7 protein-coding genes are annotated in these 11,415 nt (G+C 71.4%); 3 read left to right on the top strand and 4 right to left on the bottom strand.

All coding sequences use genetic code 11. The features are described from left to right. The 3 genes from EJK15_RS42815 to EJK15_RS42805 form a co-directional block, all read left to right on the top strand. Positions 1-268: phosphopantetheine-binding protein (locus EJK15_RS42815; RefSeq protein ID WP_138716205.1), on the top strand; the 268-nt coding region annotated here is incomplete at its 5' end. Further along, a complete protein-coding gene (locus EJK15_RS42810; protein WP_138716204.1) occupies positions 265-3,885 on the top strand; it encodes a non-ribosomal peptide synthetase in 3,621 nt (1,206 codons plus the stop codon). The genes EJK15_RS42815 and EJK15_RS42810, both read left to right, overlap by 4 nt. After that, positions 3,866-5,134 carry an MFS transporter gene (locus EJK15_RS42805; RefSeq protein ID WP_138716203.1) on the top strand — a complete coding sequence of 423 codons (1,269 nt, stop codon included), beginning with the start codon at positions 3,866-3,868 and terminating at the stop codon, positions 5,132-5,134. Before EJK15_RS42810 ends, EJK15_RS42805 begins: the two co-directional genes overlap by 20 nt. Here the strand turns inward: EJK15_RS42805 and EJK15_RS42800 are convergent. From EJK15_RS42800 to EJK15_RS42785, 4 genes are read right to left on the bottom strand one after another with little or no spacing between them, the layout of a single operon-like run. Continuing rightward, entirely contained in the window at positions 5,103-6,122 is a 1,020-nt protein-coding gene (locus EJK15_RS42800) for an LLM class F420-dependent oxidoreductase (protein WP_138716202.1), read from the bottom strand. The two genes, EJK15_RS42805 and EJK15_RS42800, sit on opposite strands and share 32 nt — an antisense overlap. Then, positions 6,101-6,835 carry a thioesterase II family protein gene (locus EJK15_RS42795; RefSeq protein ID WP_138716201.1) on the bottom strand — a complete coding sequence of 245 codons (735 nt, stop codon included), beginning with the start codon at positions 6,833-6,835 and terminating at the stop codon, positions 6,101-6,103. The genes EJK15_RS42800 and EJK15_RS42795 overlap by 22 nt, the downstream gene beginning before the upstream one ends. Next, complete coding sequence (locus tag EJK15_RS42790) at positions 6,832-10,791, bottom strand: non-ribosomal peptide synthetase (protein ID WP_138716200.1); 3,960 nt, start codon at positions 10,789-10,791, stop codon at positions 6,832-6,834. Before EJK15_RS42790 ends, EJK15_RS42795 begins: the two co-directional genes overlap by 4 nt. Next, a complete protein-coding gene (locus EJK15_RS42785; RefSeq protein ID WP_138716199.1) occupies positions 10,788-11,093 on the bottom strand; it encodes an acyl carrier protein in 306 nt (101 codons plus the stop codon). The genes EJK15_RS42790 and EJK15_RS42785 overlap by 4 nt, the downstream gene beginning before the upstream one ends. Positions 11,094-11,415 lie beyond the last annotated feature (322 nt).

The following is an 11,415-nucleotide window of genomic DNA, read 5'->3' as shown; positions in this document are numbered from 1 at the left end:
AGATGTGTATAAGACACAGGTTCTCGACCTCGACCGGGTCGGCAGGAACGACACCTTCTTCGCCGTGGGCGGCGACTCGATCAGCAGCCTCAAGGTCGTGGCCCGGCTGCGCGCCATGGGCTACGGCGTGGAACTGCAGCACCTGTTCACCCACCAGGCGGTCGCCGAACTGGCCACCGTCCTTCGGCCGCGGCAGGCCGTACCGGAACCCACGGCGGGAGCCTTCGACCTGCTCAGCCCGGCGGACAGAGAGAGACTCACGCGATGATCATCGACGCCTACCCGCTCAGCGCCCTCCAGGCCGGGATGCTCTACCACAGCGAGCTGGACGGCGTGACCTTCCATGACCACACCACGCTCACGCTGCGCGGCACGTTCGATGAGGCGGCGCTGGTCAGGGCGCTGGACGAGCTGTCGGCGCGGCACGAGGTCCTGCGGACCTCCTTCGACCTGACCGGGTTCAGCGAGCCCGTCCAGCTCGTGCACGACCGCGCGGAAATCCCGCTGACCGTTTCCGACGGCGAGCCGGAGTACGGGGCGTTCGACTGGACGCAGGCTCCCCTGCTTCGCGTCCACGTGCGGTCCGAAGCCGGCAGGTTCGCGCTGACCGTCTACTTCCACCACGCGATCCTCGACGGGTGGAGCGTCGCGACGCTGGTCAGCGAGCTGCTGGCGCGCTATGCGACACCGGGGCTGCCGGTGGAACCGCCGAGGGCGCGCTTCCGCGACCTGGTGGCGGCCGAGAAGGCCATGCTCGCCCGGCCGGAGGCGGCGGAGTTCTGGCGGGAGGCGATCGCCGAGGCACCGGAGGGCCGGCTGCCCCGGATGCCCGGCTACCCCACCGGCGGACCGCCCAAGGTCGAGGTCCTCGCCACGGCACTCCCCGGCGACCTGGCGGAAGCGCTGGCCGAGGAGGCGGCCGCGGCCCGGGTGCCCCTGCGCTCGGTGCTGCTCGCGGCGCACGTGCGCGTCATGGCGCTGCTGACCGGCGACCCGGACGTCCTCACGGGGACGCTCACGCACAGCCGTCCGGAGAGCGAGGCGGGCGACGAGGTGCTCGGCCTGTTCCTCAACACCGTCCCGCTGCGCGTGCGCGCCGACGCTCCCGAACTGGTCCAGCGGGTTTTCCAGGCGGAGGTGGCGGCGCTGCCGTACCGGCACTTCCCGCTCTTCGAGATCCAGCGGGCCAGCGGTCGCGCGCGCCTGCTGGACACGCACGTGGACTTCCGCGACTTCCACGTGGACGGCGGCGCCGCCACGCCCATCGAGGGCCAGGACTTCTTCGAGCAGACCGACTTCGCCTTCAGCGCGGCCTTCGTCCGGACGCCCGGCCAGGGACTGACGCTGACCATCTCCTACGACACCACGCAGTTCCCCACCGACCAGATCGCGGCGATCCGGGATCACTACCTCCGCGCATTGTCAGGAAATATCGGCATCTCGCCGCAGAACGCGGGTCTGCTCGCGCTCTGGAACTCCACCGCGCGCGACCACCCGGGCGGGATGCTGCACGAGCTGGTCTTCGAGCAGGCCGAGCGGACACCGGAAGCGACAGCGCTGGTCTTCGAGGGCGACCGGCTGACTTACCGGGAACTGGCCGAGCGGGCCCGCGACGTGGCGTCCGGGCTGGACGTGCGGGTGGACCAACCGGTCGGCGTCTGCATGGAGCGCGGGCTGGACCTCCCGGTCGTGCTCCTCGGGGTGCTGGCGGCCGGTGGCGCCTACCTGCCCCTCGATCCGGCCGATCCCGAGGAACGGCGCCGCGGCATGCTCGCCGACGCCGGGGCCGAGATCGTTCTCACCGCCGCGGGTTCCGGGGGTTGCTTCACTCCGCCACCGGTGCACGAGGACAACCTGGCCTACGTCATCTTCACCTCGGGATCCACCGGGCGGCCGAAGGGTGTGGGCGTCTCCCACCGGGCGATCGTCAACCGGCTGCGCTGGATGCAGGACACCTTCCAGCTCACCCCGGAAGACCGCGTCCTGCACAAGACGCCCACCACCTTCGACGTCTCGGTCTGGGAGCTCTTCTGGCCGCTCATCACCGGCGCCACCATGGTCATCGCCCGGCCCGGCGGCCACCGCGACACCGCCTACCTGCGCGACCTCATCAAGACCGAGGACATCACCACCGCCCACTTCGTCCCCTCGATGCTCCAAGCCTTCCTGGAGGAAGAGGACATCCAGCCCCCGCCGCGGATCATCTGCTCCGGCGAAGCCCTCCCGCCCGGCCTCGATCTACCCGGGCTGCACAATCTCTACGGCCCCACGGAGGCGGCCGTCGACGTCTCCTGGCACCCCTGCCAGCCGGGAGAGACCGTGGTCCCCATCGGGCGGCCCATCCACAACACCACCCTCCACGTCCTCGACCGGCACCTCCGCGAAGTCCCCGTCGGCACACCGGGTGAGCTCTACATCGGCGGCGTCCAGCTCGCCCGCGGCTACCTGGGCAAACCGGCACTCACCGCCGAACGCTTCCTCCCCGCACCCAACGGTCAACGCCTCTACAAGACCGGCGACCTCGCCCGCTGGCTTCCCACCGCCGAACTCGAATATCTCGGCCGCACCGACCACCAGGTCAAGATCCGCGGCATGCGCGTCGAACCTGGAGAGGTCGAGGCCGCCCTGCGCGCGCAGCCGGGAGTCCGTGACGCGGCCGTCACGGCGTACGAGCACAGCCTGGTCGGCTACATCGTGGGCGACGTACCCGACCTCCGCGACATCCTGCCCGACCACATGATCCCGCGCCGGTGGGTGCACCTGGACGCCCTCCCCCTCACCCGCAGCGGCAAGCTCGACCGGGCCGCGTTGCCCCCGCCGGAGACAGCGAGCGCCCGGCCGTACGTGCCGCCTCGTGATGAGGTGGAAGCGCGCCTTGCCACGCTCTACGAAGAGGTGTTGAAGGTGCCCGCGGCCGGGATCCTGGACGACTTCTTCGAGCTCGGCGGCCACTCGCTGAGCGCCCTGCGGCTGGCCGCCCGCATCCGCCAGGAGCTGGGGCGGAGCCTGCCGGCCGCCACCGTCCTGGCCGCGCCGACGATCAGTGCGCTGGCCAGGGTGCTCCGCCAGCCCGAGGACCTCGCGCCACCGAGCCACGTCGTGCCGCTCAACCCGGACGGTGACCGTACGCCGATCTTCTTCATTCACGCGCTCGGCGGCCAGGTCTTCCGCTACCACCCGCTGGCCCGCCGCCTCGGCCCCGACCAGCCGGTGTACGCCATCGCCGCACGCGGGCTCGTGCCCGGCGAGGAGCCGCACGCCACGCTCGCCGAGATGGCCGACGCCTACGTGGCCGACCTGCTGGAGGTACGGCCGGCCGGGCCGTACGTGCTGGGCGGATTCTGCATCGGCGGGAACATCGCTCTGGAGGTGGCCAGGCGCCTGCGCGAGCGCGGCGAGCAGGTGCCACTCGTGGTGCTCTTCTACGCCGATGCCGAGGAGCCCGTGGCCAGCGCGTCGCTGGAGGACGACACGGTCCTGCTGTTCCACGCGCTGGCCGGGGGACCTGAGGAGACCCTCGGGCTGGACGCGGCCGAACTCGCCGCCCGGTCACCGGAGGAGCGGCTGCTGGCGGTCATGAGCGCCGCCTCGGCCGCCGACCGGCTGGCCCCTGACACCGCCGAGGTCGAGCAAGCGCGCCGCTACCTGGCCGTGTTCCGGGCCAACGCGCACGCGGTCGGCGGCTACCGGCACGAGCCCTACGACGGCGACGTCGCGCTCTTCGCGCCCAAGCGCGAGGACGGCAGCTGGCCCTCCGTCGCCAAGGGGCGGTTCGCTCACGTCCCGATCCCCGAGGAACGCGTCCCGATCCTGTACGAACCCCTGGTCGCTGGAGCGGCCGCCGAGATCAGAAAGTGGATGGATCATGGCATCCCCGACCAGTGAACAAACCGGCCTGTGGCGCAACGCCGACTTCATGCGCCTGTGGGCCGGGCAGAGCCTGTCGCAGTTCGGCTCGGCGGTCACCTACTTCGCGATCCCCGTCATCGCGGTCACCGTCCTGCACGCCTCCGAGGAGGAGATGGGCGTCGTCGGCTTCCTGCTCCGGGTTCCGATGGTGCTCTTCCTGGTCTTCGGCGTGCTGGCCGACCGGGTGCGCAAGCGGCCCATCCTGATCTGGACGGACGTGGCGCGCTTCGTGCTGCTGATGCTGATCCCCATCGCGTGGTTCGCCGACATGCTCACGCTGGCCTGGATCTACGGCGTCATCTTCGGTATCGGGCTGCTCAGCACGCTCTTCCAGACGGCCTACCGCAGCTACTTCCCGTTCCTGGTGCCGCCGGAGAACTTCCTTGAGGGCAACTCCAAGCTGCAGCTGACCGAGTCGGTCGCCCAGACGTTCGGACCCGGCCTGGCCGCGGCGCTGCTGAAGGTGCTCTCCGCGCCCGCGCTGCTGGTCATCGACGCGGTGTCGTACCTGGCCTCCGCGATAGCGGTGGCGCTGATCAGGCGGCCGGAAGCGCGGCCGGAGCCGGATGACACCACCGCCAGGCAGGTGCACAAGGCGATCTGGCAGGGCATGGGCTGGGTGTTGCGGCACGAGCTGATCCGGCCGCTGGCCATCTCGTCGGCCGTGTACTCGCTGTTCATCCTGGGCTCGATGAACTCGATCTACGCCCTGTACGTGATCCGCGACCTGGGCGTGCCCGCAGCGTGGTTCGGCAGCATCCTGGCCGGTGGCGGCGTGGGCTCGATCATCGGGGCGTTGCTGGCCGTAAAGGTGATGCGGCGCTTCGCGATCGGCAAGGTGCTGCTGTGGTCGATCGTGTACGGCAACCTCGCGCTCTTCCTCATCCCGCTGGCCACCGGGCCGGTCTGGGTCTCGGTGACCATGCTGGTCGCCGCGCAGCTGATCAGCGGTGTCACCTCGCAGATCTTCTTCGTCACCAACACCACGCTGGTGCAGACGGTCACCCCGCCGCAGTTGCAGGGCCGCGTGGTGGCGTCGATCTACTCGCTGGGCCTGATCCCCGCCCCGCTGGGCGCTCTGGGCGCGGGCCTGCTGGCCGGCGCCCTGGGGACGCGGACGGCGCTGTGGGTGGTCGTCACCATCGGCGCGCTGGTGCCGATGGCGGCGATGGCCTGGTCGCCGCTGGCCAAGCTCAAGGAGATGCCGGAGCCAGGCCGGCAATGAGCCGTAGCTGGCGGCTGCGCAGCCGCCGGGTGGGCGTGACCAGGCCGACGATCAGCGTGGTCGCGCCCGCCTCCTGGTAGGCCGCCATCCGCTCGCGCACCTTGCCCGCGGGGCCGCACATGGTCATCGCGTCGACGAGCGCGTCGGGCAGCATCGCCATGGCCTCGCCCTGCCGCCCGTTCAGGAAGGCTTCCTGCATGCGGGCGGCCTCCTGCTCGAAGCCGAGCGTGGTGGCCAGGCGGTTGTAGAAGTTGGTACGGCGCGAGCCCATGCCGCCGAGGTAGAGGGCGAGCATGGGCCGCATCATGTCGTAGGCCAGCTCCTGGTCCTCCTCGACGAGCGTGAGCACCATGGGCGCGATGTCGAGGTCGGCGCGGTTCAGGTGCGTGGCCATCTTGGCCAAGTGATCGGGCGGGAAGTGGATGGCCAGCCAGCCGTCGGCGAGCTCGCCGGCCAGCGCGACGGTCTTGGGTCCCATCGCGGCCAGGTAGACCGGCAGCCGTTCCTGCACCGGCGAGACGGCCAGCGTCAGCTCCTTGCCCTCGCTGCCGGGCAGGGGCAGCGTCATCGTGGCTCCGTCGTGCTGCACCGGCTCGCCCTGCAGCGCCTTGCGCACCACCTGGAGGTAGTCCCGAGCGCGGGCCAGCGGCCGGTCGAAGCGCTCGCCGTGCCACCCCTCGACCACCTGCGGGCCGGAGACGCCCACGCCCAGCCGGGCGCGGCCGCCGGAGAGCTGGTCGATGGTGGCCGCCGTCATCGCGGCGACCACGGGTTTGCGTCCCGACATCTGGAGCACGCCGGTGCCCAGCGCGATGCGCTCGGTCTGGCCCGCGATCCAGGCCAGCAGGCTCGCCGGGTCGGTCCCGTAGGTCTCGGCCGCCCACACGGACGAATAGCCCAGAGCCTCCGCCTCTCGTACCAGTGCCAGGTGGTCGGCCGGGCCGAGGCCCGCGCCGCCCCAGTAGCTCATGCTGTAACCGAGGCGCATCCCATCTCCTCACCGATTGCGGCTGCCAGGGCGTCCGGAGTCTCCTCGGCCAGCCAGTGGGTGGAGTCGAGCTCCTTCAACGCGGGCCTGTGCACGCTCTGCCGCCGCCAGCCCAGCAGGCCGCCTCTGGTCAGCGAGGCGTCCCTGATGCCGTACAGGACAGAGATGGGCACCGGCAGCGGTGGCCCGGGCCGGTGGTGATAGCCGGCCAGCAGCCCGAAGTCGGCGCGGAGCGCCGGCTCCAGCACCGGCCAGAGCGCCTCCCGATCGGCCAGTTCCGGCGGGACACCGCCGAGCGCGATCAGCTGCTCCCAGAACAGCCACGACGGCAGCGACGGCAGGCGGCGCAGCAGCAAGGTCACATCCGGCGCGGCGAACGAGCCCACGATCAGCCGTTCCGGCCGGCCGCCCAGCTCGACCACGCGACGGCAGACGAGAAAAGCCAGCAACGCCCCGCTGCAGTAGCCGAACAGCGTGTACGGCTCGCGCCACCCGGCAAGGTCGCGCGCCAGGTCCTCGACCAGCCCGTCGAGGTCAGTCCGTGGTTCTTCGGCGAGCCTGGCCTGACGCCCCGGCAGGTTGACCGACCACAAACCCACCTCGGGCGGGAAATGTCCGGCGAGCTCGCCGAGCGAAGCCGGACCGCCACCCGCGTGCGGGAAGGTGACCAGCGCCCGCTCCCCCTCCTTGACCTGAACGAACCACGGCGTCATCGGGCGTCCCCCAGATGTAGGGCCAGTTCGGCCGGCGTCGGATGGTCGAACACGGCCCGTACCGAGACGGCATGCCCCGCCAGCTCCTCCAGCGGACGGATCAGCCGGACGGCCAGCACGGAGTGGCCGCCGTTGAGGAAGAAGTTGTCGTGCGGCCCCAGCCCAGGCCGCTTCAGCGCGTCGCGCCACAGCGCCACCACCTGCTGGACCAGCCCGTCGCCCACCTCCTGCGCCGGGGCGCCACCCTCATCGGGCACCACCAGCTCGCGATAGGCGATCTTCCCGTTGGCGGTGGTGGGGAGCCTGTCGGTGACGATGTAGCGGGTTGGGACGGCGTAGTCGGGCAGCCGCGTCCTGGCGAAGCGCCACAGCTCCCCGTCAGCGGCTTGGCCGGTGACCTCGAGAAAGGCGACGAGCCGTCCGTCGGTCTGCGGGTCACCGTCGAGGATCACTGCGGCCGTCCGTACCGCCTCGTGCTCGTGCAGCGCCGCCTCGACCTCGCCGAGCTCGATGCGGTGGCCGCGTAGCTTGATCTGCCTGTCGTCGCGGCCGAGAAGCTCGAGCGTGCCGTCGTGGCGGATCCGCGCGCGGTCGCCGGTCCGGTAGAACCTGCCGTACCGGTCGTGGTGCCCGAAGCGCTCCGCCGTCAGCTCGGGCCGGTTGAGGTAGCCCGCACTCACCCCCGCACCGGCGACGCACAGCTCGCCCGGCACGCCCGGCGGCAGCTCGCGGCCCGCGGCGTCGGTGACGAAGATCTGGGTGTTGGCCAGCGGCTCCCCCGCGGGGACCGGATCGAGCGGCGGCTCGCGCAGCTCGGCGGCGGTGGACCAGATGGTGGTCTCCGTCGGCCCGTAGACGTTGAACACCCGGCAGCCCAGCTCCAGCAGGTCCCTGGCCAGGGCGGCGGGCATCGGCTCGCCGCCGCACAACACCGTGCGTCCGGCCAGCTCCTGACCGGCTTCCGGCGCGATCAGCCGCCACGCGGTCGGCGTGGCCTGCACGACCTGGACGTCGGCCGCGGCGATCAAGTCCAGGAACTTGCCCGGCTGCAACTGGTCCTCGTCCGAGGCCACGACCACGGTGCCTCCAGAGGCCAGCGGCAACAACAATTCCAGCCAGGAGATGTCGAAGGCGGTGGTGGTGGACCACAGAACGCTCGTGGGCGCACCGAGCCGGTCGGTGAAGTCGAGCACCAGGTTGGTCAGGTTCACGTGCGTGACCTGCACACCCTTGGGCCGCCCGGTGGAGCCGGAGGTGTAGATGACATAAGCGATATTTCCGTACTCGGGTGGTATGAGTTCCCCCAGCGTGCTGGGCATCGGCGCGACCGGCGTCTCACCCGCCCACTGCGGCGTGCCCGCCGCGACGACCAGCCGCGCACCCGAGTCGGCCACCTGGTAGGCGAGGCGCGACTCCGGTTGCCGCACGTCCAGCGGCAGGAACGCCGCTCCCGCCTGCCACACGCCCAGCACCGCCGCCACGAGGTCCGCCGAGCGATCCGGGGCCAGGGCGACGACGTCGCCGTGCCCTACCCCTCGCTCGTGCAGCAGGTCGCGGACCGCGGCCGCGCGCCCCAGCAGTTCGTCATAGCTGACCTCGCGCCCGCCCTCGCGCACTGCCACGGCCGGGCCGGGCACGATGCGCTCGACCAGCGTGCCGGGCCAGGTGCGGCGCGTGTCGTTGACCCGGTCGAGCAACGCCCGGTCCGCCGGCGAGAGCACGTCCGGCACCCTGCCGCGCGCCGCCTGCCGCACCACCGCGGACATCCTGGCCGCGAACGCCGCGATCTCGTCCTCGTCGTGCACCTCGGTGCTGTGCCCCATGCGGATGGTGAGCCGATCCGGTTCCTGGATGACATTGCACTGCATGTCCAGGCGGCTGCGGTCGATGAGGTTCTCGACGTACCCGGGCACCTCACCCTGGATGTGTACCTTCTCGTCGCTCCAGGGCCGGTAGTTGAACATGTGCCGGAACAGCGGGACCCGCCAGTCGTCCGTGCCGTGCCCGCGGCGGGTCAGCACCGCCTCCACCGAGGCGTCGGCGTGCTCGATCCCCTCCGCGAAAGCCTCCTCCACGCGCCTGGCGACCTGCTCGAAGTCGTCGTCCAGCTCGACGTGGACGCGCAGCGGCAGCGTGCTCACGGCGTAGCCGACGTGCTTGCGCTCCTCGCCCGTCCTGGTGCTGACCGGCATGCCGATCACCAGGTCCGGGCCGGCACCGTGCCCGCGCAGCGTCAGCAGGAAGGCGGTGGCCAGCACGATGTTGCCGGTGGTGCGCAGCCTGGCCCGCAGCTCGTCCAGGGCCGCCACCGTCTCGGCGTCGACCCGCCACGAGCAGGTGTGGCCGGCGAACGTCGGATGGCCCGGCGAGTGCCTACTCCCCGGCAGCACCATGGCGGCGGGGTCGACGCCGTCGAGCCGGTCCAGCCAGTAGCCGATCGACTCCTCCGACGGCTCCCCCGGCTCCAGCATCGGCGCGGGCCCCGCCAACTCGGGCGGCAGCGTGCCGTGCCCGGTCTGGCTGTCGTAGAAGCGGCCCAGCTCCTCCACCAGGAGCTGCAGGGAGGTGCCGTCGATGATGATGTGGTGGCCGACCAGGCACACCACGGTCCCGGCGGCGTCGGGCAGGGTGAAGTGTCCCACTCTGATGAGCAGGTCGCGGCCCAGGTCGAAGGGCTCGTCCAGGAAGGACCGCAGGTCTGCGACCAGCGTCTCCTCCGTCGTGGCCCGCGCCTCGACCTTCAGCTGGGCATCCTGGGGCGCGACCAGGTGCCTGACGGGCGCCCCGCCCACCACGGGGAACCGCAGGCGCAACGCCGGATGCCGCTTGACCAGCCGGTTCACCGCGATCTGCAGCGGCAGCCTGCGCAGCGGTGTCTCGAACCTGAGCGCCACCGCCAGGTTCGACACGCCGCTGTCCGGCGCGAGCTGCTCCAGAACCCAGAAGGAGTACGGCACCGCCGACAGCGGACGCAGCTCCTCCACGGAGGCGGGCAGCTCCGGCTGCGGCCGCGGGATGGGGATGCGTTGCAGCGGGTGATCAGGATCGAGCGCGGCCCAGTCCACCCGGCCGCCGCCCGTCCAGAACCTGGCCACGGCGGCCAGCAGCCCCGCGAGATCGCCACCCACCCGGACCTCGGCTCCGGCCGTCTCTTGCGCGAGGCCGGCGAGCGCCTCCTCCAGCGGAAGGTCACTCGCGAGGAGGGCCGGGTCCGGGGCTTCCGCGCGGATGCCCCAGGCGGCGAGGGTGGAGGCCAGCCCGTAGGCGGTGGCGAAGGCGGGTGGCAGCTCGACGCCGCGCGCTTCGAAGGCCTCTTCGCACACGTCCACGGCCTCGGTGAACACGCGCTCCACGCCGTACAGACCGGCCGCCTCATCGGGGAGGGACAGGCGGACCGGCCCCTGCTCGTAGGTGTGCTCGCGGCCCAGCGCGAGAGCGGCTTCTGCGGCGCTCCGGCAGACCACCGCACCTCTCACGGGGTGGTGGACGCGTCCCTGCTGCAGGGTGCCCGCCGCGTCGGCGTAGCGATCCTCCGATAGTCCGGCGAAGAAACCGGCCAGGCTCCGCCGTACTGACTCGGCCTCATCGTGGGTGCGGCCGGACCACACCACCACGCGCGGGCGGCCGTCGCCCGGAGCGTGCACTGGCGGATAGCCCTCCTCCACCTCGAGGTCGTCGGGCCAGATCACCCGGTGCACCAGGTCGCCGTCGAGCAACGCCCGGTCGAGGAGCCGCAGGACCAGGGTGCCGCGCAGCGTACCCGGCGGCAGCTCGCCGGCGTCGGTCACGGCCAGCTCGCACTCCCCGGCCAGCAGCGCCGCGCAGGCCTTGCCCACTCCGCCATACAGCCGGACGACCTGCGCTCCAGGATCGTGTCCGGCCTCCTCGGCCGCCCCCACCTCCTGCGGGAAGCGCCCCATCGCGATCACGGCGATGGGCTGTTCGTGAGAGGTCACCGACCGTCCTTACGGATCCTGGCACGCACGTCGCGGCGGCTGCCGCCGAGCGGACGGCGACGGGCGCCGTCCTGCCTGGCGGGCGCCTGGCCCTGCGCGATCAGGTGCGAGAGGGCACGCAGGTTCGGGTGGGTGAACATCGCGGTGACCGGCAGGCTCAGGCCCAGTGTGCTGTTGATCTCCTCGTGCAGCTCGACCAGGGCGAGCGAATCGAGACCGGCTTCGAAGAAGTTGAGATCGGGATCGAGAGCGCGGCCTAACCTTCGCTCCACGAGAGATGCAACCGCGTCGGCCTGGGTCATCCAGCGTCCTTTGTCTCGCCTGCGATCGGACGGGATCACCGTCCGCCTCCCAGCATCCTTACCGAGCGCCGCAATCCACCACAAGCCCGTATTTTTCGGGATTCCAGAGCCACGCGCATGGCTCCGAAGTCCGGTGGGCTACTAACTGGTGATCTTGACGTCGTCGTCGACGCCCGCCTCCACCGGCTCGCTCCAGGAGGCATCGGCCGCTCGATGCAGATCTGAACGGTCTGAGCAGCGAAGGCGGAGAGGTCCGCGCTGGCCGTACCCAGGCTCCGTCACGATCAGTGACGGCGCCCAACTGCTGGAAGAGCGTGGTGGT

It is taken from the genome of Nonomuraea basaltis (assembly GCF_005893125.1).
GTDB lineage: Bacteria > Actinomycetota > Actinomycetes > Streptosporangiales > Streptosporangiaceae > Nonomuraea > Nonomuraea basaltis.
This window is presented reverse-complemented; position numbering and strand designations above follow the sequence as displayed.